Here is a 21,233-nt window from a genome sequence, read left to right as displayed (position 1 = left end):
TGCCTCAAAGAAAACGGCCCGCCTGGACGGGCGGGCCGTTCGCTACATCGAGCGAAGGGGATCAGTAGCGGACGCGCAGGGTCATGCCGTACATGCGCGGCGCGCCGAGGAACGCGTTGAACGTGTTGAGCGGATTGTTGGGGTCCGGGAACAGGCCCTGCAACGGACCATCGAAGCCGACCTGCACGTAGTCCTCGTCGGTCAGGTTGGTGCCCCACAGCTCCAGCATCCAGCGACCGTCGCTGCGGCCGAAGCCGACGCGGGCGTTGAACACGGTGTACGAGCTCTGGTGCTTTTCGACGTCCAGGTCCGAGCCGGTGTTGTAGTCGCCCATGTACTTGCCGCCGATGTTGAAGCGGCCGATGTGGTCGGCGCCGACATCCCATTCATAGGTGGCCGACAGCGAACCCGACCATTCCGGCGCGAACGGCATCGTCGCGCCCGGCAGCTTGTAGAGCGCGCCCGAGGTGCTGAGCGGGGTGCGTTCGACGAAGTCGCCGCCCGGGATGTCCTTGCCGAACTCGGTCTTGGCGTACATCAGGCCGCCCTGCAGCATCAGGCCCTGCACCGCACGCGGCTGCCACAGGATTTCCGCATCCAGACCCGAGGAGGTCACCTTGGGGATCGAGCGGACCACGAAGCTGGTACCGAGGAAGCTGTTGAGCTGGAAGTCCTCGTATTCCTGGTGGAACAGGGTGGCGTTCAACAGCAGCGTGCCGTCGGCCCAGGTGGTCTTGGTGCCCAGTTCGAAGCTGTCGACGAACTCACCGCCGAACGAGGTGTCGTTGACCGGGCGGATGCCCTGCCCGCTGCTCGACAGGCCGTCCGCCGACTGCACGCGGTCCAGGTTGAAGCCGCCGCCCTTGTAGCCGCGGGCGTAGGACGCGTAGGTCATCACGTTCTCGTTCCAGCGGTAGGCCGCCTTCACCGTGCCGGACCATTCCTTGTCGTCCATCTCCTGGAAGGTGTTGCGGCCGTTATGCAACGCGTTGGCCCACGGCAGGCACATGTAGCCGGCGATGGTGGGGCCGACCGACGCCAGGATCGCATTCTGATTGGCGGCCGGCAGCGAGGCGAACACCGAACTGCGCGACGCCAGCGCCGCGCGCAGCAGCGCGAAGCGGTTTGGATTGGCGGCGTTCTGGTCGGTCAGCGTGCCCGTGCAGGCGAGGCTGCCGTTGGGATTGCTGTAGGACGAGGTCAGCTCTTTCTTCTCGCGGGTGTAGCGCAGGCCCAGGGTCAGGTCCAGCGCGTCCGTCGCGTGCCAGGTGTTGTTGGTGAACAGCGCGAGGCTCTTGGCATCCTGCTTGTAGCGGTCCAGCGACCCCAGGCCGACGAAGCCGGTGCCGAATGGACGCCCGCCCACCTGCGCCAGGAACGCGGCCGGCGAGATGTTGTTCGGATTGTTCAGCGGCACGCCCGCCGCGCCGAGACTCTGGCCGACCAACTGGTAGACCAGCGTGGACACGTACGGTTCGTAATGCGGACCGATGCGGTAGGTCTCGTTGCGGGTCAGCTCCTCGTCCGAGTAGAACGCGCCCACCATCCAGTCGATGCGCTCGCTCGAGCCGGTCAGGCGCAATTCCTGGCTGAAGGTGTCGAAGCCGGTGAAGGACTCGTCCTTATCGGCATTGCGGTAGAGCAGGTCGGCCGTGCTGAAGTCGTAGTCGAGGCCGTTGATGGCCTCCCACTGCCGCGAGGCGGTGATCGAGGTCAGCGTTGCACCACCGAACCAGGGCGTGTCCCAGTTGATCTCGGCGGACAGGCCCTTGTCCACGATGTCCTGCGTGGTCGGACGGTTGCTGTAGGCCACGCGGTCGAACGGATCGTCGCCCGGCGCCGCCACCGCGCGGCCACCGGCCAGCGCGTTGAGGATGGCGGCGGTGCCGCCGACCGTGGTCTGCACCGCCGTGCAGCAGTTCTCGTCCCGGCTGGTGAAGTCGCCCGACAGCAGGATTTCCAGGTTCTCGGTCGGCTCCAGCAGCAGCTTGGCGCGCACCGTGTGGAAGTTCTGGTCGTAGTCGTCGGTTTCCTGGCGCGGTCCGTTGCCGGTGCGCACGTCCATCCAGCCGTCGCGCTTGCGCTTGGCGGCGTAGATGCTGAAGGCCGAGTTGTCGGACAGCGAGTCGTTGTAGCTGCCGGACACGCCGATCGCGCCGTAGTTGCCGACGGTGACCTCACCCTCCGCGCTCTGCGTGTAGCTGGGGCGGCGGGTGACCACGTTGATCACACCGGCCGAGGTGTTCTTGCCGAACACGGTGCCCTGCGGCCCCTTCAGCACCTCGATACGCTCCAGCTGGCCGAGGTCGCCGAAGCCGACGCTGTTGCGCGGGCGGTACACGCCATCGATCACCACGCCGACCGACGATTCCAGGCCGACGTTGTCGCCTACCGTGCCGATGCCGCGGATGCGCGCCGTGGTGATGGCTTCGTTCTGCGTGCTGGTCACGGTCAGGCCCGGCACCAGGACCTGCAGGTCCTTGATGTCACGGACGCCGGTGTCCTGCAGCAGTTCCTCGGAGATCACGGCGACCGTGATCGGCACGTCCTGCAACACTTCCTCGCGCTTCTGCGCGGTGACCGTCATGGTCCCCAGCGTGGTGGGCTCGTCCTCGCCCGCCGGCGCGGCCGCCTGCTGCGCATAGGCATGCGAGCTGGCGCAGAGCGCGGTGAAGACGGCGAGCGAAAGCGCTTTGTGCCTGGGCAATGCGTTGACCATGTTCTCCCCTCCCAAGGGTCATGTGCTGGCGGTTGGTGCCTGTTTGATTCCCGATGTAGCGTGCGGCGGTGCCGCCGATGACGAACGCAACTCCCCTTGCGTCAACGCGAAACTAACATCCGCTTCACATCGCGGCATTCTGCACTGCGTCGATACGCCGCACCGGACTTTGGCACGGATAAGCCACTGATTTTACGAACGATCGTGCGGAACTCCGGTTACGCCAACGCTGATCGCCTCGCCGGCGCAGTCGAGGCGCCGCATCTGGAACACGTTGCGAACGCGCGCGCGCCATCGGCGATGGCCGTTCGCCACCGCTACAATCAACGCCCTTTTGCCTCCCCCTTCTGCTGGCCTCGTGAGCAAAGACAAGTCGGAACACACGCCCCTGATGAAGCAGTTCTTCGCCGCCAAGGCGGAGTACCCGGACCTGCTGGTGTTCTTCCGGATGGGGGATTTCTACGAACTGTTCTACGACGACGCGCGCAAGGCCGCCCGGCTGCTCGACATCACCCTGACCCAGCGCGGCAGTTCCGGTGGCGCACCGATCCCGATGGCGGGGGTGCCCGTGCATGCCTGCGAGGGGTACCTGGCTCGACTCGTGGCGCTGGGCGAGTCGGTGGCGATCTGCGAACAGATCGGCGACCCGGCGTTGGCCAAGGGTCTGGTGGAGCGCAAGGTGGTACGCGTGGTCACACCGGGCACGGTGACCGACGAAGCCCTGCTCAACGAACGCCGCGACACGTTGTTGATGACGGTCAGCCGCGGTCGCTCGGGCTATGGCCTGGCGTGGGCCGACCTCGCCGGCGGGCGTTTCATGGTCAACGAGGTCGACAGCGACGATGCGCTGGAAGCCGAACTCGCCCGCCTGGAACCGGCCGAGTTGCTGGTTCCCGACGAAGAAGGCCTGCCGGCGTTCCTGCAACAGCGTACCGGCCTGCGGCGGCGCGCACCGTGGCTGTTCGACCCCGACAGCGGACGCCGGCAACTGCTCGCCTTCTTCGGCCTGCACGATCTGACCGGCTTCGGCATCAACGACAAGGCGCTGGCCACCGGCGCCGCAGGTGCGCTGCTCGGTTACGTGGAAGAGACCCAGAAACAGCGCCTGCCGCACCTGACCGCGATCGCGCTGGAGTCGGCCGGCGACGCGATCGCGATGAACGCTGCCACGCGCCGGCACCTGGAACTGGACACCCGCGTCGACGGCGACACGAAGCACACCCTGCTGGGCGTGCTGGACACCACCGTCACCCCGATGGGTGGTCGCCTGCTGCGTCGCTGGCTGCACCGCCCGCTGCGTGATCGGACGGTACTGGGCGAACGTCACCACGCCATCGCCACGCTGATCGGGCATGGCACCGACCGCGATCTGCGCACCGGCTTCCGCGCGCTCGGCGATCTGGAGCGCATCCTCACCCGCGTGGCGCTGCGCTCGGCGCGTCCGCGCGACCTGTCCACGCTGCGCGACGGCCTGGCGCTGCTGCCCGACGTCCGCGGCCATCTGCAACCGCTCGATTCGCCGCGCCTGCAGGCGCTGGCCGCGGAACTGGGCGAGCACGACGACACCTCCGCGCTGCTGCAGGCCGCCGTCGCGCCGCAACCGCCGCTCAAACTCACCGACGGCGGCGTGCTGGCCGACGGCTACGACGCCGAACTCGACGAACTGCGTCGTCTCAGCACGAATGCCGACCAGTTCCTGGTCGACCTGGAGGCACGCGAGCGTGCCAGCAGTGGCATCGCCACGCTCAAGGTCGGCTACAACCGCGTGCACGGCTATTACATCGAGATCAGCAAGGGCCAGGCCGACAAGGCGCCGGTGCACTACACCCGCCGGCAGACGCTCACCGGCGCCGAACGCTACATCACCGAGGAACTGAAACAGTTCGAGGACAAGGTGCTGTCGGCGCGCGAGCGCTCGCTGTCGCGCGAGAAGCTGCTGTACGACGCGCTGCTGGACACCCTCAATGCGCGGCTGGAGCCGCTGAAGCACTGCGCTGGTGCCCTCAGCGAACTCGACGTGCTGGCATCCTTTGCCGAGCGCGCACAGGAACTGGACTGGGCGCAGCCGGAACTCGTCGATGCGCCCGGCCTTCGCATCGAACGCGGCCGCCATCCGGTGGTCGAGGCGGTGCGCAAGGAGCCGTTCGAACCGAACGACCTGCGGCTGGACGAAGGTCGCCGCATGCTGGTCATCACCGGCCCGAACATGGGCGGCAAGTCGACCTACATGCGGCAGAACGCGCTGATCGTGCTGCTCGCGCACATCGGCAGCTTCGTGCCGGCCTCGCGCGCGGTCATCGGCCCGATCGACCGCATCCTCACCCGCATCGGCGCGGGCGACGACCTCGCGCGCGGGCAATCCACCTTCATGGTGGAAATGGCCGAGACCAGCTACATACTGCATCACGCCACCGACCGGTCGCTGGTCCTGATGGACGAGATCGGCCGCGGCACGTCCACCTACGACGGCCTGGCCCTGGCCGATGCCGTGGCGCGCCACCTGGCCGCCAGCAACCGCTGCTACACACTGTTCGCCACGCACTACTTCGAACTGACCGCACTGGCGAACGAGCCGTCCAGCGGCATCGCCAACGTGCATCTGGACGCGGTGGAGCATGGCGACACGCTGGTGTTCATGCACGCGGTGAAGGACGGCGCGGCGGACCGCAGCTTCGGCCTGCAGGTCGCAGCGCTGGCCGGCCTGCCAAAAACCACGCTGCAGCAGGCGCGCCGCCGGCTGGCGGAACTGGAACAGCGCGGTCGCGAGACGCATGCATCGGACATGGCGCCGCAGGCGCTCGATGCCCCGCAGCAGTTCGGCCTGTTCGCCGCCGCACCGTCGGCCGCACAGGAAGCGCTAGCCGCGCTCGATCCGGACGAACTCACGCCCAAGCAGGCACTGGAAGCGGTCTACCTGCTCAAGGCGCTGCTTTGACCGGGTCGCGCCTCCCGTCGACCGGCACGCGTTCGCGGATTGAGACCGCAGGCCCGCCACAGCACGCATCTACAACATCCGCGTAACGCACGCGGAGTATCGTGCTGCGGCGACGAAACGCATCGCGATGGCGCAACGCACCATTGAAAGGCGCTATCGAACCCTTCGCCACAAACGATTTTCATTGATCGTTCGCACTGCCTAGTCTGGTCGCCATCCGCCAACGCCCTTGAAGGACGTCAGCCATGCGAGTGCCCACGTTGCCGCCCTGCCGGCATCCCCCACGCTCTCCTGCCCCACCACGCGACTGACCTGTCGCGCGGCGCATCGCCTTGCACCCCATCCGCTCCACCGACATTCCCACCCACACCTGACGACCAGAGGAAGGAAACCCATGACCACCGAATCGAAGTGCCCGTTCCACCAGACCGCCGGCGGCGGCACCGGCAATCGCGACTGGTGGCCCAACCAGCTGCGCGTGGATCTGCTCAACCAGCATTCGTCGCGCTCCAACCCGCTGGCGGGCGACTTCGACTATGCCGAGGCCTTCAAGAAGCTGGACTACCACGGGCTGAAGAAGGACCTGCGCGACCTGATGACGGACTCGCAGGACTGGTGGCCGGCCGACTTCGGCCACTACGGTGGACTCTTCATCCGCATGGCGTGGCACAGCGCGGGCACCTATCGCATCCAGGACGGTCGCGGCGGCGGCGGTCGCGGGCAGCAGCGATTCGCCCCGCTCAACAGTTGGCCGGACAACGTCAGCCTGGACAAGGCGCGCCGCCTGCTGTGGCCGATCAAGCAGAAGTACGGCCAGGCCATCTCCTGGGCCGACCTGATGATCCTCACCGGCAACGTGGCGCTGGAGACGATGGGCTTCCGCACGTTCGGTTTCGGTGGCGGACGCGAGGATGTGTGGGAGCCGGACCAGGACGTGTACTGGGGCCGCGAGACCACGTGGCTGGGCGGCGACATCCGCTATGCGCACGGCTCCGACGGCGTCGAGAAGCCGGGCGACAAGGGCGTGCTGGTGTCCGATGACGACGCCGACGGCGATGTCCATTCGCGCCGTCTGGAGAACCCGCTCGCCGCCGTGCAGATGGGCCTGATCTACGTGAACCCGGAAGGCCCCGACGGCAATCCCGATCCGCTGCTGGCGGCGAAAGACATCCGCGACACCTTCGCGCGCATGGCGATGGACGACGAGGAAACCGTCGCCCTGATCGCCGGTGGCCACACCTTCGGCAAGACCCACGGTGCCGGCCCCGCCGACAACGTCGGCGCCGAGCCCGAAGCCGATGAACTGGAAGCGCAGGGCTTCGGCTGGCACAACAAGTTCGGCAGCGGCCGTGGTGGCGACACCATCACCTCCGGCATCGAGGTCACCTGGACGCAGACACCGACGCTGTGGAGCAACAAGTTCTTCGAGAACCTGTTCGGCTTCGAATGGGAACTGGAGAAGTCACCCGCGGGCGCGCACCAGTGGGTCGCCAAGGACGCGCCGGAAGACGTGCCGTTCGCGCACGACTCCACGAAGAAGCAGCGTCCCAAGATGTTGACCACCGACCTGTCGCTGCGCTTCGATCCCATCTACGGCCCGATCTCCAAGCGCTTCCTGGAAAATCCGCAGGCCTTCGCCGAGGCCTTCGCGCGCGCCTGGTTCAAGCTGACCCACCGCGACATGGGCCCGCGTGCCCGCTACCTGGGTCCGGAAGTGCCGAAGGAAGAGCTGGTGTGGCAGGACCCGTTACCGAAGGCGGACTACGCGACGATCGACGCCGGCGATGTCGATGCGCTGAAGCAGAAGATCGCGGCCTCCGGCCTGTCGGTCGCGGAGCTGGTCTCCACCGCGTGGGCGTCGGCGTCCACGTTCCGCGGCGGCGACAAGCGTGGCGGCGCCAACGGCGCCCGCATCCGCCTCGCCCCGCAGAAGGACTGGGCGGTCAACCGGCCCGACCAACTGGCGAAGGTGCTGAAGGCGCTGGAACGCATCCAGATGGAGTTCAACCTGGATGCCGCCGGCGGCAAGAAAGTCTCGCTGGCCGACCTGATCGTGCTGGCCGGCGGCGTCGGCATCGAGCAGGCGGCGAAAGCCGGCGGCCATGCCGTGACCGTGCCGTTCCATCCGGGCCGCACCGATGCACGCGCCGACCAGACCGACGTGGAATCGTTCGCCGTGCTCGAACCGTTCGCCGATGGCTTCCGCAACTACCTCAAGGGCCGGTCGGCGGTGCCGGCGGAACACCTGCTGGTGGACCGCGCGCAGTTGCTGACGCTGACCGCGCCCGAGATGACCGTGCTGGTCGGCGGCCTGCGCGTGCTGGGAGCGAATGCGGACGGCGGCCAGCATGGCGTCCTCACCGACAAGCCCGGCACGCTGAGTAACGACTTCTTCGTCAACCTGCTCGACATGGGCACGGAGTGGAAGGCGACCGGCGCCAATGGCTATGAAGGCCGCGACCGCAAGAACGGCGCGGTGAAGTGGACCGGCACGCGCGCCGACCTCGTGTTCGGCTCCAACTCGGTGCTGCGTGCGCTGGCGGAGGTCTATGCCAGCAGCGACGGCCAGGCGAAATTCGTCGAGGACTTCGTCGCCGCCTGGACGAAGGTGATGGAGCTGGACCGCTTCGACCTGCGCTGACCCTCGGAAGCACCGGTCCGCGCATCGCCCGATGTGCGGACCGCATGCTGGCCCGTCGGTCGGCGGACGCAATTGTGAGGCGTGTATCACATAATTTGGCGCTAGGATGGCCGTGGTCACTATCACACTCGTCCAGGAGGACAGCCGCACTATGAGCAACCAGTCACTCGCAGAAGAACTCTTCGCCCAACTGCAGGGCGCACCGTTGCAGCAGGTGTCGCAGCAACTCGGCGTGGGGCAGATGCAGGCGTCCGGCGCGGTCGCGGCGGCCCTGCCGTTGTTGCTGGGCGCGCTGGGCAAGAACGCCGCGCAGCCGCAAGGTGCGGAAGCCCTGTTCGGTGCGCTGCAGAAGGATCACGCCGGCCTGGACCTGGGCAGCGTGTTGGGCGCGGTCCTGGGCGGTGGTTCGACCCCCAGCCGGCAGACCGATGGTGCTGCCATCCTCGGCCATATCTTCGGCGGCGCACAGCCGCGTGCCGAGGCCAGCCTGGGACAGGCGACCGGCCTCGGCGGCGACAAGTCGGCGATGCTGATGAAGATCCTCGCACCGATCGTGCTGTCGTTCCTTGCCCAGCGTTTCCTGGGCCAGGGCAACGCGAACCCGAGCGCGCTGGGCCCGGTGCTCGGACAGGAACGGCAGGTTGCGCAGCAGCAGGGCGGTCTCGGCGGCGGCCTGCTCGGTGCCGTGCTCGACCAGGATGGCGATGGCCAACTGGGCCTGGGCGACATCCTCAAGATCGGCAGCGGCATGCTCGGTGGCGGACGCTGATCCGCTCGCCCGCATCGAAGCAGTGAAAAGAAAGGGCGCCATCGGCGCCCTTTTTTTGTCGCGCCATTACAGCGCGTCGATATCGCCCAGCGCGCGGATCAACCGCCGCGCACGCTTGTCCGGCCGCGACTGCGGCGCCTGGTAGCCCGCACGTTCCGCCTGCCGTGCCGCCAGCGCGGCGGCACGCCGCTCGCGAGAGGATTCCGACTCCGCGTACAAGGCCTGCGCGACCGTCGCGGAACCGCGCTTGTCGCTGAGCGCGCGGACTTCGATCTCGAACACGTCATCGCCGCGCGTCACCGCCAACGCGTCGCCCACGCGCACCGCGCGCGACGATTTCGCGCGCTGCCCGGCCACGTCCACCTTGCCGGTCTCGATGGCCTGCTTGGCCAGACTGCGTGTCCTGAAGAAACGGGCCGCCCACAGCCACAGGTCGAGGCGGACGGAAGCGTCGTTGGATTCGGTCATCGGAACAAGAAGTACGGTCGCCTCAGGGCAGGCGCGAAGGAGATGACGCCCAAGGGAAGGACTCGCTTCGGGTGCATAGCGCGCTCCGTGGCCGTGGACGCCAGTCTGCACCGGAATGCCTCCGACGGAAACGCAAACGGCCACCCGGAGGTGGCCGTTCCTGCGATGCGCTTGTGCCGGATTACTCGGCGGCAGCGGCAGCAGCAGCCTGGCGGGCGGCCTTGGCGGCGGCATTGGCGGCCAAGTCTTCCTTGATGCGGGCAGCCTTGCCTTCCAGGTCGCGCAGGTAATACAGCTTGCCGGCGCGGACCTTGCCGCGGCGCTTCACTTCGACCGAGTCGATCGAGGCGCTGTGGGTCTGGAAGACGCGCTCGACGCCGTAGCCGTGCGAGATCTTGCGGACGGTGAAGGCCGAGTTCAGGCCGGCGTTCTTCTTGGCGATGACGACGCCTTCGTACGCCTGCACGCGCTCGCGGTTGCCTTCCTTGACCTTCACGTTGACGACCACGGTGTCACCGGGGCCGAACGCGGGCAGCTCGCGCGTGATCTGGGAGGCTTCGAATTCCTGGAGGAGCTTGCTCATGTTGGCACCAATGCTTGTATGCGTGATCGTGTCTTGCGACAGCGGAAAACTGATGCAGTCGCCGGATTGCGCTGCACGATATTCTTATGGGATCCCGGGCGAGAACCGCCCAAGGGTCGTGCATTCTACCGGATTCCCGGCCGGGCTGGCTACCCTGCCCCGTCCCCGCCTGCCAGACCGGCCCGGAACGTCGCCAGCAGGGCCTTGTCGGCCTTGGACAGGCCGGCTTCGTCCAGCAAATCTGGCCGCCTCAACCAGGTGCGGCCCAAGGCCTGCTGCCGCCGCCAGCGGGCGATGGCGGCGTGGTCGCCCGAACGCAGCACGGCTGGCACCTCGCCCAACGGATGGCGGGACGGGTGGGTGAAATGCGGGCAGTCCAGCAGACCATCGCCCTCGAAACTGTCCTGCACGGCCGAATCGGCATCGTTCAGCGCACCGTCCTGCAGCCGGCCGACCGCGTCGATGAGCACCGCTGCGGCCAGCTCGCCGCCAGACAGCACGTAGTCGCCGATGGAAATCTCCTCGTCCACTTCGGCCTCGAGGAAACGCTCGTCCACGCCTTCATAGCGCCCGCACAGCAGAATCATGCGCGGCAGCGCGGCCAGTTCACGCGCCTTCTTCTGCGTCAGCGGCGTGCCCTGCGGGCTCAGGTAGATCAGCGGGGCCGGCGCTGCATCCGCGGCCCGGATTGCCGACAGGCAGGCCTGCAGCGGCTCGATCATCATCACCATGCCCGGGCCGCCGCCGAACGGGCGGTCATCCACGCGCCGGTAGCCGCCACTGGCGTAGTCGCGCGGATTCCAGCCGTGCAGCGACAGCAATCCCCGCTCCTGCGCGCGCCCCACCACGCCCACGGCCGCGGCCTGGGCGATGAAGTCGGGGAACAGGGTCATGACGTCGATGCGCATGGCGATCGGCTGCAACTCGGTTGGAACGCAGGGTACCCGCGTGTGCGGTCGCCTGCGAGGCGGCTAGAACTCGGGATCCCAGTCGACGGTGACCACGCCGGCCTCGAAATCCACCGAGCGCACGTAGTCGGGTTCGACGAACGGAATCAGACGCTCGCGATCGCCGCGCGCAACCAGCACATCGTTGGCGCCGGTCGAAAACAGGTGCGAAACGGTGCCGAAATCGGTGCCGTCGACATGGATGACACGCAGGCCTTCCAGATCGACCCAGTAGAACTCGCCCGCGCTCGGCGGCGGCAATGCGGCGCGCGGGACGAGGATTTCCTGCCCGTGCATCGCTTCCACCTGGTCGCGGTCTTCCACGCCCGGCAGCGTCGCCACCAGATGCTTGCCCGAAGCCTTGCCGCGCGCACCGCTCAGCTCGCGCTCGACGCCGGCGGCATCGCGCAACGTCCACGGCTGGTAGCGGAAGATGGCGTCGCGCGGCTCGGTCCAGGATTCGATCTTGATCTGGCCGCGCACACCAAAAGCGCCCAGAAGCCTTCCCAGCAGAATCATTTTCTGCGGGGTCGGTGGGCGCTCGGTGTTCATGCGAACAAACGGCCGCGCGATGCGCGCGGCCTGGTCACTCAGGCCGCCGTGGCGGACTTGGCGACTTCCTTGTACAGGTTGCGGACCTTCTCGGTCAGCTGCGCGCCGTTGCCGACCCAATGGTCGACACGGGCGATGTCGAGTTCGACGCGCTTTTCGGCGCCGGCGGCGACCGGGTTGTAGTAACCCACGCGCTCGATGTTGCGGCCGTCACGCGCGCTGCGCGAGTCGGTCACGATGATGTGGTAGAAGGGGCGCTTCTTCGCGCCGCCGCGGGTGAGACGGATCTTGACCATAGTGTTTTCCAGTGTTGCCCAGTCGCCAGAATGGCGAGGTAAGCCGGCTATTCTAAGCCATTGAATCGGTCAGGAAAACCCCACGGGGACCGGTGATCCGGCGGGTCAGCCCACGGGCGTCCACGGGACCGGGTCCAGCGCTGCCCGCAGACGTGCCATCAGGGCGATATCAGCCCCCCATGCGACGGCATCGACCGCCTCCACCGCCTGCAAACCACTGGCATTGCAGGCGAATCCGGCCCGGAAGTCCCCCAGTTCGTCCCGCCTGACCGTGGCGCGCCGCTGCGGGACCCCTGCCTCTTCCAGCGCCATCTGGAGCAGTCGCTCCGCCGTACCCCGCAGCGCCGGCCCCTCGGGCCAGACGACCGACTGGCCGTCCCACAGGCCCAGGTTCCAGATCGACCCCTCGACCACCTGCCCCGCCGGATCGACGAACAGCGCGTCGTCGTAGCCGTCCGCCAGCGCCTGCCGGCGGTAGTGGAACAGGGGGAACGTGCCTACGTGCTTGACCTGCGGCAGCGGGCGGACGAACGGATACGACTTCACCCGCAGCGCCGGCTTGTCACCCGAGGCGGCCGGCGACAATGTCACCAGCACGTCGGGCGCGACGACGCGTGCGGGGTCGCGGTAATCGAAGCGCGTGGAGAACACGGTGATGCGGACCGACGCATCGCGCAGGCCGGCACGCTCCATCGCCTGCGCTGCCTGCTTCAACGCATCGTCGCCGTCCAGCTGCGTGCCGAACAGGATGAAGGTCGCTTCCTCAAGCCGCTGCCGGTGCAGCGCGCGGCCCTGCACCGCGCCGTCGCGCACCTGCATCGAGGTGAAGTGACCGTAGTTGGCCAACGCCAGCGCTCGCAGGTCGTCGGCGGTGGCGGGCTTGCCGTTGAGGAAGGCCGAGGTCATGCGGGCCGGATCTCCGCGTCAATCGAATGTGGGAGCGACGTAAGTCGCGATGAACGGAGACAAGATCGCGACTTGCGTCGCTCCCACAGGAAAGAGAAGCGAAACCTCAACGGAACGGCATGCCGCCGCGGCCGCCCATCATGCTCTTCATGTTGCGCATCATGCCTTTCATGCCGCCGCCAGCCAGCTTGCCCATCATCTTTTCCATCTGCTGGTACTGCTTCATCAGCTTGTTGACGTCGGCCGGCGTCAGGCCCGCGCCCTTGGCGATGCGCGCACGGCGCGAGCCGTTGAGCAGCGCCGGGTTGCGGCGTTCCTTCTTCGTCATCGAATTGATGATGGCGATCATGCGCGGCACTTCCTTGCCCTGCTGCACCTGCTGCTTCACGTGCTCGGGGATCTGGCCCATGCCCGGCAGCTTGTCCATCAGGCCGCTGATGCCGCCCATGTTCTGCATCTGCTCCAGCTGGTCGCGCATGTCGTTGAGGTCGAACTTCTTGCCCTTGATGACCTTGGCGGCCAGCTTCTCGGCCTTCTCGCGGTCGACGTTCTGCTCGACCTGCTCGACCAGCGACAGCACGTCGCCCATGTCGAGGATGCGGTTGGCCACGCGCTCGGGGTGGAACACGTCCAGGCCGTCGGGCTTCTCGCCCACGCCAATGAACTTGATCGGCTTGCCGGTGATGTAGCGCACCGACAGCGCCGCGCCACCGCGCGCATCGCCGTCGGTCTTGGTCAGCACCACGCCGGTCAGCGGCAGTGCTTCGCTGAAGGCCTTGGCGGTGTTGGCCGCGTCCTGGCCGGTCATGGCGTCGACGACGAACAGCGTCTCCACCGGCTTGACCGCCGCGTGCAGCGCCTTGATCTCGGCCATCATGGCCTCGTCGATGGCCAGGCGGCCGGCGGTGTCGACCAGCAGCACGTCGACGAAGGACTTTTTCGCGTCGTCGATGGCGGCACGCACGATGGCCTCGGGCTTCTGCCCCGCATCCGACGGGAAGAACAGCACGTCCACCTGCTGGGCCAGCGTCTTCAGCTGCTCGATGGCGGCCGGACGGTAGACGTCGGCGCTGACCACCATGACCTTCTTCTTGCGCTTCTCGCGCAGGTGCTTGGCCAGCTTGCCGACGGTGGTGGTCTTGCCCGCGCCCTGCAGGCCGGCCATCAGGATGACGGCGGGCGCGGGCACGTTGAGGTTGAGGTCGCTGGCCTGCGAGCCCATCACCGCGGTCAGCTCGTCGCGAACGACCTTGATCAGCGCCTGGCCGGGGGTCAGCGACTTCAGCACTTCCTGGCCGACGGCGCGCACCTTGATGCGCTCGATCAGCGCCTGCACCACCGGCAGGGCCACGTCGGCCTCCAGCAGGGCGATGCGCACTTCGCGGGTGGCCTCGCGGATGTTCTCCTCGCTCAGGCGGCCGCGGCCACGCAGGCGCTCGATGGTGCCGGAGAGTCGCTGGGTCAGGGATTCGAACATGGGGCAGGCAGGACCAGGGAAAACGGACGGCGATTATAGCGGTCCCGCCCGCCATGCCCGTCCCGCGTCGTCCGGACGCTGCGCCGTGCGTGGCCGCTGTGCGACACTTCTCCGATGACACTGATTCTCATCGCCGTCGCGCTCTACCTGCTGGCCGCCGGCCTGCTGGTCCGTTCCGTGGCCCGCGACACCGGCGATGCCCCGCGTCCGTGGGTCTGGCCGGCGCTCGGGGCGGTGATCCTGCACGGCACCTACCACCTGCTGGTCGCCTGGCGCACGCCCGGCGGGCCGGACATGCACTTCTTCGCCGCGCTGTCGCTGGTGTCGCTAGGCATGGCGGTGATGACGCTCCTGGTCGCGATCCAGGGCCGCATGGCCGCGCTCGGCGTGGTCGCCTTCCCGCTGGCCGCGGCCCTGCTGGCGATCTACCACGTCTACGGCCACCAGGCCGCGAGCGGGCTGGACTGGCGCCTGCAACTGCATGCCTGGCTGGCGCTGCTCGCTTACGCCGCGCTGGCCATCGCGGCGCTGCTCGCCGTGATGCTGTGGGCGCAGGAACGCGCGCTGCGCCGGCGCGAGTTCCACCTGTGGCTGCGCGCGCTGCCGCCGCTGACCGAACTGGAAGACCTGCTGTTCCGCACCATCACGGTCGGCTTCATCCTGCTGACCGCCACGCTGCTGACCGGCGTGCTGTTCGTCGAGAACTTCCTGGCGCAGAAGCTCAGCCACAAGACCGTGCTCAGCGTGATGTCGTGGCTGGCGTTCGGCGCCCTGCTGGTCGGCCGCTGGCGCTACGGCTGGCGCGGCGCCAAAGCCGTGCACTGGACGCTCGCCGCGATGGTGCTGTTGCTGCTGGCGTTCTTCGGCAGCAAGTTCGTCTATGAAATGGTGTTGAGGCGGGGTTGAGCCACCCCGCCTCCGCCAACCAGCCTATTTCGCCGGCAGCGTCGCACGAAGCTCCAGCGCCGCCAGCGCGCGGATGTCGCGGTCCCGCAACGCCTTGAGCCGATGGCGCAGGAAGTCCTCCGCCGCGTCGCCGTAGGCACGCCGGCTGATGCCCACCATCTGCACACCGTCGCCCAGAGTGCTGTAGCGGTAGGCGTTCCATTCGACGATGAGATCACCGCCGGTCGGCGTGGCGGACAGCAGGAAGTCGAGGATCACTTCACCGTTGTCGCCCAGTAGCACCTCGTAGTTCACGACCGGATCGGAGGACTTGCGCGCGTCCAGCGTCGCGGCGAACGCCGCCGCCTTCTGGCGCGGCGTTGCGCCGTCGAAGGTCAGGTCGAGCATCAGCATGCTTTCGTAGCGTTCCAGTGCCTGGCCCACGGGCAGGTACTCCTGCTTGTAAAGACGATCACTGGGATTGCTGGTCCACGCGAGGCTGAACGTTTCGCCGGAAAACCCGATGGGTCCCGGCACCTTCAGGCGATCCACCACGTCCTGGGCGGACACACTCACCGCCATCGACAACAGCACCGATACCCACACCGCGCGCATCCACATCGCTCTGCAAACTCCTTTCACAGTCGCCTCCTTGGCGTTACGTGACCACGGACCGTGGTCGGGGCGAGCATGCCACATCCCGGGGTGGTACCCCCCCTACTCCGCCGCCGCTTCCAGCGCCTGCGACAACCGTTCCACCGCCACGACTTCCAGCCCCTTGAACGTGCCCGACTTCGGCGCGTTGCCCTTGGGCACGATGGCGCGCTTGAAGCCGTGCGTGGCCGCTTCACGCAGGCGCTCCTCGCCGTTGGGCACGGGGCGGATCTCGCCCGACAGGCCCACCTCGCCGAAGGCGATCGTCTTCTCGGCGAGCGGGCGGTCGCGCAGCGAGGACAGCACGGCCAGCAACACGGGAAGGTCGGCCGCGGTTTCCTGCACGCGGATGCCGCCGACCACATTGACGAACACGTCCTGGTCGCCCACCACCACGCCGCCGTGCCGGTGCAGCACGGCCAGCAGCATGGCCAGCCGGTTCTGTTCCAGGCCCACCGCGACGCGGCGCGGATTGGACAGCGGCGAACTGTCGACCAGCGCCTGCACTTCCACCAGCAGCGGGCGCGTGCCCTCGCGGGTGACCATCACGCAGCTGCCGGGCTGCTGGGCGCTGCCGGACAGGAAGATCGCCGACGGGTTGGGCACTTCCTTCAGGCCCTTCTCGCCCATGGCGAACACGCCCAGTTCGTTGACCGCGCCGAAGCGGTTCTTGAACGCGCGCAGCACGCGGAAACGGCTGCCGCTCTCACCCTCGAAATACAGCACGGCGTCGACCATGTGCTCGAGCACGCGCGGGCCGGCGATGCCGCCTTCCTTGGTGACGTGGCCGACCAGGAACACGGCCGTGCCGGTCTCCTTGGCGTAGCGCACCAGCCGGGCGGCGCTCTCGCGCACCTGGCTGACGGAACCGGGCGCGGCGGTCAGCGATTCGGTCCACAGGGTCTGCACGGAGTCGGCGACGATCAGCTTGGGCCGTGCCACCGACGCGTGCTGCAGGATGTTCTCGATGCCGGTCTCGGCCAGCGCCTGCAGGTTGTCCAGCGGCAGGTCCAGGCGCACGGCGCGGCCGGCGACCTGGGCCAGCGATTCCTCGCCGGTGACGTACAGGGCCGGCAGGCTGGCCGACATGCGCGCCAAGGCCTGCAGCAGGAGGGTGGACTTGCCGATGCCGGGGTCGCCGCCGACCAGCACCACGGCGCCTTCGACCAGGCCGCCGCCGAGTACGCGGTCGAACTCGCCGATGCCCGTACTCACGCGCGCCTCTTCGCTGTGGCGGACGTCCTTCAGGGCAGTGATCTTAGGCGCCTCGGCCTTGCCAGCCCAGCCGGAGCGGCGGGCGGCGGCAGGGGCGCCAGCGGCGGGCTCCAGGACGATCTCGCTGAGGGAGTTCCAGGCGCCGCAGTCGGCGCACTGGCCCTGCCATTTGCTGTGCTCGGCCCCGCATTCGGTGCAGACGTAGGCAGTGCGGGACTTGGCGGAGGTCTTGGCCACGGGGAACCTGTCGGGACGGCGAGCGGCTACTGTATCGGCCCGCCGTCTCCGCGGGCGAGACCCGGAAAAACAAAGCCCCGCCGAAGCGGGGCCTTGTCTCAACTGGTGCCGGAAATAGGAATCGAACCTACGACCTACGCATTACGAATGCGCCGCTCTACCAACTGAGCTATTCCGGCGGAGCCGCGAATTTTAGGGGCTGGGACGGGGGCGGGTCAATGCGGGGGTGTCCGGGTGGCGGGAAGCCGCCAGGAAGCTTGCGGGTGGGCATGCCGGTCGACCATAGCCGACCGGCGCGCTCGCATGACGAAACCACTACTCACGCTCGGCTCTATCCGCCCGATACATTCGAATGAAAAGCGACCCGGCGACAACCCGGGCTATGAGCAAAACACCCAAAAAATTAATCCAGAACGCGTAAGGACTCGGAACGGCCAAAGCGTTAAGTATCCACTTGCACGCGAGAACATAGATCAGAAGCAGCGGAGCCAGCTTCAAGATCAGCACAGCAAAATTTTCTTTGAAACCAGGTATTTTCACTATTCGCACGATGATCGTTAGCAGGCCCACAGGTTGGGATGAGCGCAACGAAGCCCAACGGCCTCAGCCCTCCCCGCACGCACATCGCCCTCGGACGCCGCTGCCCAATCTTTCGGCACCACGCCCAGCCGCATGTCGCGATGTATCGAACTGTACGGCCAATCTGCCACATGCGCGATGTAGCCATGCATCACCGGATTGATATGCACTTGGTCGACGTGGCGTCGGAGATCGTCATCGTCAATGACCAGATGCTCCCGGAAGCGGCGCTGCCAGATGCCGCGCCCGCCATTGCGGCGACGTGCATTGCGAATCCGCTCGCCCTTCGGCATCCCTGGTGAGCAGGTAGCCTTGATCCGTATCCGGCGCGTGGCGCAATCGCCGTCGTTCGTGGGCAGTGTCCAGACGACATGCATGTGATCGGGCAGGACCACCCAGGCAACGATATCGAACGGATGCCGCTGCTTGACGACGCGGACCGCACGTAGAAGGTCGTCGATACGATCCACGAGCAAGGTGCTGGAACGATCGGCCAGATCGACCGTGAAGAAGCAGGTGCCGCCTTTCCGACGGGTACGCCGATAGTCCATGACCGTTCACCTGCTGCAGGTGTTGGGCGTCGCTTCGCTCATCCCGACCTTTGGTCACGACCCTTGCCCGACTCTGACCTGTTCGCGACAACGGCCCCGCGCGCGGAGTCGTTATGCTTCCATCGAGCATCTCGCTACCCCGTCGTTCGCGCAGGCATCCAAGCCGATGACCGAAGAAAATGACTGGCAATAGCGACGCCGTCCGTTGCGTCATGACACCTAATCGGCGCCAGCACGCCGCTACTGTGAGAAATCGAACCAGAAAGGTGCGCGCGCAGGGCATTGAGGTGAGATGACGAGGCTTTTTGCTTCGCTCGCAAGGCTTTTCGGGTTGCCGCCAAAGCAAAAAGCCTCGACCGCGGACCATTGAAGTGAGACGACACGGCTTTTTGCTTCGACGTCGAAGCTTTCAGCAATGACGACAACGCGATTTGCCTTGCCGCCGAGGCTCTCCGCTCCGGTCGCAAGGCTTTTTGCCTTGCCGCCGCACCACCGAGGTGCGCGCGCGAAGCTCGGCGGCTCGACAGCGAAGCAAAAAGCCTCGCCGCCCCCTCCTGCGCAGCGGATGGAGACATCCGGCACGATCCCGTCGACGCATCGTGGTGGACGCGAATGTGACCTCCTTGCGCGACCCGTCCGCCGCGCGCGGGCGATCTACCTGGCTACCCCGTGACGCCGCCCGCACGCCGCGCACGTCCGGTAGGTGCCGAAGCGTCCCGGCCGTTCCCCGCCCAACAGGCCACCACAGCCGCAGATCAGCGCGTCGCCGGTGTCCCAGCGCAACAGGCGCACGCTGGTGATGACGCCGAGCAGCACGGACAGCCCCAGCAGCGCGTAGGGTGCCCAGCGCAGCACGCCGCCGAGCGGCGGTGCGAACGCGGCCGGTTCCGCGCTGGTGAGCAGCCAGGTGGAGGCGAATGCGAGCAGCAGGCACGCCAGCGTCGGCAGGTACATCCTGAAAGCCATCCAGTGCAGCTGGGTCATCGCGCGTCCCCTCGGTTCGATGGCGGAGAAGATCGCCCGGCGCCGTCGCACGGCGTGATACGCAATGGCCGGTGACGGCAAAGAAGCGGCCACACCCGGCCCGTACAATCGGACTCCCCCGCCCATCGGACCGCTCGCGCATGCGCCTCGTCTTCGATGCCCTGCTGATCGACATGGACGGCACGCTGGTGGATTCCACGGCGCGGGTGGAAACGGTGTGGGCCCACTTCTGCCGCGAGCACGGGCTGGACTTCGACGCCTTCATCGCCGGCTCGCACGGCCGGCGCACGATGGACAGCGTGATCGACGCGCTGGGCGATACGCCGTCCAGCCGCCGCATCGCACGCGAGCTGGAAGCGCAGGAAACCGAGGCGACCGACGGCATCGTCGCCTGCACCGGCGCCGCGGCCCTGCTGGCCACCCTGCCCGCGAGATCGTGGTCGCTGGTCACCTCGGCGGGAAGCGACCTCGCCCGCCGGCGCATGCAGGCGGCCGGCTTCGACCTGCCCGCGTTCGGCGTGTACGGCGAAGACGTCGCCGTCGGCAAACCCGACCCCGCCTGCTACCGGCTGGGCGCGCAGCGCCTCGGCGTACCGATCACCGCGTGCGGCGTGCTGGAAGACGCCCCGGCCGGCATCCTCGCCGGCGTTGCGGCCGGTGCCCGCGTGCTCAGTGTCGGGCCGCGCTTCGACGGGCAACCGGAGGTGGTGGTCAATATCGCCGGGCTGGACGCGCTGCGCGTGTCGATGATCGACGGCAAGGTCCACGTGCACGTGGATGCGTGACCACCCAACACAGAAATAAAGAGCCCCGCGGTTGCGGGGTTCCGCTTCGGAACGACCAACGGTGCCTCAGCTCACCAGCTGCAGCCGCAGTTCCTTCGGCAAGGCGAACACCATGTTCTCGGGTTCGCCATCGAGTTCGCTGATGCCGCCAGCACCGAGGTCGCGCAGGCGCTGGATGACGCCTTCGATCAAGACGTCGGGAGCGGAGGCGCCGGCGGTGACGCCGACGCGCTGCTTGCCGTCGATCCAGCGCGGGTCGATCTCGTGCGCGCCGTCGATCAGGTACGACTCCACGCCGTCGCGCTCGGCCAGTTCGCGCAGGCGGTTGGAGTTGGAGCTGTTGGGCGAACCGACCACCAGCACCAGGTCGCACTGCTTGGCCAGGTCGCGCACGGCGTCCTGGCGGTTCTGCGTGGCGTAGCAGATGTCGTCGTGCTTCGGCCCCTGGATGGCCGGGAAGCGCTGCTGCAAGGCCTGGATGATGCCCGCCGTGTCGTCGACCGACAGCGTGGTCTGGGTGGTGTAGAACAGGTTGCCGGGCTGGCTGACCTCGAGCGTGGCGACCGCATCGATGTCTTCGACCAGGTAGATCTGGCCCACGCCGCCCTCGCGGCTCCACTGCCCCATCGTGCCTTCCACCTCGGGATGGCCGGCGTGACCGATCAGCACCACGTCGCGACCGGCGCGGCAGTGGCGTGCCACTTCGAAGTGGACTTTGGTCACCAGCGGGCACGTCGCATCGAACACCTTCAGCCCGCGCCGATCCGCTTCGTTGCGCACGGCCTTGGACACGCCATGCGCGCTGAAGATGACGGTGGCGCCGTCCGGCACTTCATCGAGTTCCTCGACGAACACCGCGCCGCGCTCCTTCAAGTCATCGACCACGAAGCGGTTGTGCACCACCTCGTGCCGCACGTAGATCGGCGCGCCCAGGGTTTCGATCGCACGCTTGACGATCTCGATGGCGCGGTCGACACCGGCGCAGAAACCACGGGGATTGGCGAGCAGGACGTCCATAAAACCGATATTACCGAAGACGAGGAAATGAAA

At 67.4% G+C, this 21,233-nt stretch carries 20 protein-coding genes and 1 tRNA gene; 6 read left to right on the top strand and 15 right to left on the bottom strand.

Going from position 1 to position 21,233, the window contains the following annotated elements; translation table 11 throughout:
• Nucleotides 1-61 precede the first annotated feature (61 nt).
• Complete coding sequence (locus ACGHX3_RS06120; protein ID WP_213601801.1) at nt 62-2,719, bottom strand: TonB-dependent receptor; 2,658 nt, start codon at nt 2,717-2,719, stop codon at nt 62-64.
• A gap of 391 nt (nt 2,720-3,110) precedes the next feature.
• Between ACGHX3_RS06120 and mutS the strand changes: the two genes are divergently transcribed.
• The 3 genes from mutS (at nt 3,111) to ACGHX3_RS06105 (ending at nt 9,064) form a co-directional block, all read left to right on the top strand.
• Entirely contained in the window at nt 3,111-5,654 is a 2,544-nt protein-coding gene (mutS, locus tag ACGHX3_RS06115) for a DNA mismatch repair protein MutS (RefSeq protein WP_394696752.1), read from the top strand.
• 394 nt (nt 5,655-6,048) lie between these two features.
• On the top strand, nt 6,049-8,295 hold the full coding sequence (gene katG, locus ACGHX3_RS06110; protein ID WP_394696751.1) for a catalase/peroxidase HPI: 2,247 nt from the start codon (nt 6,049-6,051) through the stop codon (nt 8,293-8,295).
• A gap of 151 nt (nt 8,296-8,446) precedes the next feature.
• Nucleotides 8,447-9,064 (top strand): DUF937 domain-containing protein, encoded by a 618-nt coding sequence (locus ACGHX3_RS06105; RefSeq protein ID WP_394696750.1) that lies wholly within the window; start codon nt 8,447-8,449, stop codon nt 9,062-9,064.
• A gap of 66 nt (nt 9,065-9,130) precedes the next feature.
• Here the strand turns inward: ACGHX3_RS06105 and ACGHX3_RS06100 are convergent, their stop codons facing one another.
• From ACGHX3_RS06100 to ffh, 7 genes are all read right to left on the bottom strand, one after another.
• A complete protein-coding gene (locus tag ACGHX3_RS06100; RefSeq protein ID WP_394696749.1) occupies nt 9,131-9,532 on the bottom strand; it encodes an RNA-binding S4 domain-containing protein in 402 nt (133 codons plus the stop codon).
• Nucleotides 9,533-9,713: 181 nt separating this feature from the next.
• Nucleotides 9,714-10,115, bottom strand: a complete 402-nt coding sequence (gene rplS / locus ACGHX3_RS06095) for a 50S ribosomal protein L19 (RefSeq protein WP_162339055.1) — start codon at nt 10,113-10,115, stop codon at nt 9,714-9,716.
• Nucleotides 10,116-10,264: 149 nt separating this feature from the next.
• Entirely contained in the window at nt 10,265-11,023 is a 759-nt protein-coding gene (gene trmD / locus ACGHX3_RS06090) for a tRNA (guanosine(37)-N1)-methyltransferase TrmD (protein WP_394696748.1), read from the bottom strand.
• Nucleotides 11,024-11,086: 63 nt separating this feature from the next.
• Complete coding sequence (gene rimM / locus ACGHX3_RS06085) at nt 11,087-11,614, bottom strand: ribosome maturation factor RimM (RefSeq protein WP_394696747.1); 528 nt, start codon at nt 11,612-11,614, stop codon at nt 11,087-11,089.
• Between the two features lie 38 nt (nt 11,615-11,652).
• Nucleotides 11,653-11,910, bottom strand: a complete 258-nt coding sequence (rpsP, locus tag ACGHX3_RS06080; RefSeq protein ID WP_162339052.1) for a 30S ribosomal protein S16 — start codon at nt 11,908-11,910, stop codon at nt 11,653-11,655.
• 105 nt (nt 11,911-12,015) lie between these two features.
• Nucleotides 12,016-12,816, bottom strand: coding sequence for an aminotransferase class IV family protein (locus tag ACGHX3_RS06075; RefSeq protein ID WP_394696746.1), 801 nt, complete (start codon nt 12,814-12,816; stop codon nt 12,016-12,018).
• A gap of 106 nt (nt 12,817-12,922) precedes the next feature.
• Nucleotides 12,923-14,293: a signal recognition particle protein gene (gene ffh, locus ACGHX3_RS06070; RefSeq protein ID WP_162339050.1), complete on the bottom strand. Its 1,371-nt coding sequence runs from the start codon at nt 14,291-14,293 to the stop codon at nt 12,923-12,925.
• Between the two features lie 114 nt (nt 14,294-14,407).
• On the opposite strand from ffh, the gene ACGHX3_RS06065 reads away from it, so the two are divergent.
• The gene (locus ACGHX3_RS06065; protein ID WP_313928117.1) at nt 14,408-15,199 is read left to right on the top strand and encodes a cytochrome c biogenesis protein CcsA; all 792 of its coding nucleotides are present in this window, start codon (nt 14,408-14,410) and stop codon (nt 15,197-15,199) included.
• A 24-nt stretch (nt 15,200-15,223) separates the two neighbouring features.
• Here ACGHX3_RS06065 and ACGHX3_RS06060 read toward each other — a convergent pair whose 3' ends face one another.
• The 4 genes from ACGHX3_RS06060 to ACGHX3_RS06045 form a co-directional block, all read right to left on the bottom strand.
• Nucleotides 15,224-15,799 carry a hypothetical protein gene (locus tag ACGHX3_RS06060; protein ID WP_394696745.1) on the bottom strand — a complete coding sequence of 192 codons (576 nt, stop codon included), beginning with the start codon at nt 15,797-15,799 and terminating at the stop codon, nt 15,224-15,226.
• 96 nt (nt 15,800-15,895) lie between these two features.
• Nucleotides 15,896-17,284, bottom strand: coding sequence for a DNA repair protein RadA (gene radA / locus ACGHX3_RS06055; RefSeq protein ID WP_162339047.1), 1,389 nt, complete (start codon nt 17,282-17,284; stop codon nt 15,896-15,898).
• Nucleotides 17,285-17,387: 103 nt separating this feature from the next.
• A tRNA-Thr gene (locus ACGHX3_RS06050) sits at nt 17,388-17,463 on the bottom strand.
• Nucleotides 17,464-17,841: 378 nt separating this feature from the next.
• The gene (locus ACGHX3_RS06045; protein WP_394696744.1) at nt 17,842-18,414 is read right to left on the bottom strand and encodes an REP-associated tyrosine transposase; all 573 of its coding nucleotides are present in this window, start codon (nt 18,412-18,414) and stop codon (nt 17,842-17,844) included.
• Between ACGHX3_RS06045 and ACGHX3_RS06040 the strand changes: the two genes are divergently transcribed.
• Nucleotides 18,413-18,607: a hypothetical protein gene (locus tag ACGHX3_RS06040; protein ID WP_394696743.1), complete on the top strand. Its 195-nt coding sequence runs from the start codon at nt 18,413-18,415 to the stop codon at nt 18,605-18,607. The genes ACGHX3_RS06045 and ACGHX3_RS06040 overlap by 2 nt on opposite strands.
• Nucleotides 18,608-18,654: 47 nt before the next feature.
• Here ACGHX3_RS06040 and ACGHX3_RS06035 read toward each other — a convergent pair whose 3' ends face one another.
• On the bottom strand, nt 18,655-18,996 hold the full coding sequence (locus ACGHX3_RS06035; protein ID WP_394696742.1) for a hypothetical protein: 342 nt from the start codon (nt 18,994-18,996) through the stop codon (nt 18,655-18,657).
• Between the two features lie 72 nt (nt 18,997-19,068).
• Nucleotides 19,069-19,398 carry a hypothetical protein gene (locus ACGHX3_RS06030; protein ID WP_162339218.1) on the bottom strand — a complete coding sequence of 110 codons (330 nt, stop codon included), beginning with the start codon at nt 19,396-19,398 and terminating at the stop codon, nt 19,069-19,071.
• Nucleotides 19,399-19,538: 140 nt separating this feature from the next.
• Here ACGHX3_RS06030 and ACGHX3_RS06025 point away from each other — a divergent pair, with 140 nt between their 5' ends.
• Nucleotides 19,539-20,183 (top strand): HAD-IA family hydrolase, encoded by a 645-nt coding sequence (locus ACGHX3_RS06025; protein ID WP_394696741.1) that lies wholly within the window; start codon nt 19,539-19,541, stop codon nt 20,181-20,183.
• A gap of 66 nt (nt 20,184-20,249) precedes the next feature.
• Here ACGHX3_RS06025 and ispH read toward each other — a convergent pair whose 3' ends face one another.
• Nucleotides 20,250-21,200, bottom strand: coding sequence for a 4-hydroxy-3-methylbut-2-enyl diphosphate reductase (ispH, locus tag ACGHX3_RS06020; protein WP_394696740.1), 951 nt, complete (start codon nt 21,198-21,200; stop codon nt 20,250-20,252).
• Between the last annotated feature and the right edge of the window lie 33 nt (nt 21,201-21,233).

The organism is Pseudoxanthomonas japonensis (assembly GCF_043632995.1).
GTDB lineage: Bacteria > Pseudomonadota > Gammaproteobacteria > Xanthomonadales > Xanthomonadaceae > Pseudoxanthomonas_A > Pseudoxanthomonas_A japonensis.
The sequence above is the reverse complement of the archived record's forward strand: the minus strand, read 5'-3'. Positions and strand labels throughout refer to the sequence as shown.

Excerpts from the sequence above, each read along its gene's own strand:
- ACGHX3_RS06120 (WP_213601801.1), bottom strand. The coding sequence starts at position 2,719 with ATGGTCAACGCATTGCCCAGGCACAAAGCGCTTTCGCTCGCCGTCTTC.
- mutS (WP_394696752.1), top strand. The coding sequence starts at position 3,111 with ATGAAGCAGTTCTTCGCCGCCAAGGCGGAGTACCCGGACCTGCTGGTG.
- katG (WP_394696751.1), top strand. The coding sequence starts at position 6,049 with ATGACCACCGAATCGAAGTGCCCGTTCCACCAGACCGCCGGCGGCGGC.
- ACGHX3_RS06105 (WP_394696750.1), top strand. The coding sequence starts at position 8,447 with ATGAGCAACCAGTCACTCGCAGAAGAACTCTTCGCCCAACTGCAGGGC.
- ACGHX3_RS06100 (WP_394696749.1), bottom strand. The coding sequence starts at position 9,532 with ATGACCGAATCCAACGACGCTTCCGTCCGCCTCGACCTGTGGCTGTGG.
- rplS (WP_162339055.1), bottom strand. The coding sequence starts at position 10,115 with ATGAGCAAGCTCCTCCAGGAATTCGAAGCCTCCCAGATCACGCGCGAG.
- trmD (WP_394696748.1), bottom strand. The coding sequence starts at position 11,023 with ATGCGCATCGACGTCATGACCCTGTTCCCCGACTTCATCGCCCAGGCC.
- rimM (WP_394696747.1), bottom strand. The coding sequence starts at position 11,614 with ATGAACACCGAGCGCCCACCGACCCCGCAGAAAATGATTCTGCTGGGA.
- rpsP (WP_162339052.1), bottom strand. The coding sequence starts at position 11,910 with ATGGTCAAGATCCGTCTCACCCGCGGCGGCGCGAAGAAGCGCCCCTTC.
- ACGHX3_RS06075 (WP_394696746.1), bottom strand. The coding sequence starts at position 12,816 with ATGACCTCGGCCTTCCTCAACGGCAAGCCCGCCACCGCCGACGACCTG.
- ffh (WP_162339050.1), bottom strand. The coding sequence starts at position 14,293 with ATGTTCGAATCCCTGACCCAGCGACTCTCCGGCACCATCGAGCGCCTG.
- ACGHX3_RS06065 (WP_313928117.1), top strand. The coding sequence starts at position 14,408 with ATGACACTGATTCTCATCGCCGTCGCGCTCTACCTGCTGGCCGCCGGC.
- ACGHX3_RS06060 (WP_394696745.1), bottom strand. The coding sequence starts at position 15,799 with ATGTGGATGCGCGCGGTGTGGGTATCGGTGCTGTTGTCGATGGCGGTG.
- ACGHX3_RS06040 (WP_394696743.1), top strand. The coding sequence starts at position 18,413 with ATGACCGTTCACCTGCTGCAGGTGTTGGGCGTCGCTTCGCTCATCCCG.
- ACGHX3_RS06045 (WP_394696744.1), bottom strand. The coding sequence starts at position 18,414 with ATGGACTATCGGCGTACCCGTCGGAAAGGCGGCACCTGCTTCTTCACG.
- ACGHX3_RS06030 (WP_162339218.1), bottom strand. The coding sequence starts at position 19,398 with ATGACCCAGCTGCACTGGATGGCTTTCAGGATGTACCTGCCGACGCTG.
- ACGHX3_RS06025 (WP_394696741.1), top strand. The coding sequence starts at position 19,539 with ATGCGCCTCGTCTTCGATGCCCTGCTGATCGACATGGACGGCACGCTG.
- ispH (WP_394696740.1), bottom strand. The coding sequence starts at position 21,200 with ATGGACGTCCTGCTCGCCAATCCCCGTGGTTTCTGCGCCGGTGTCGAC.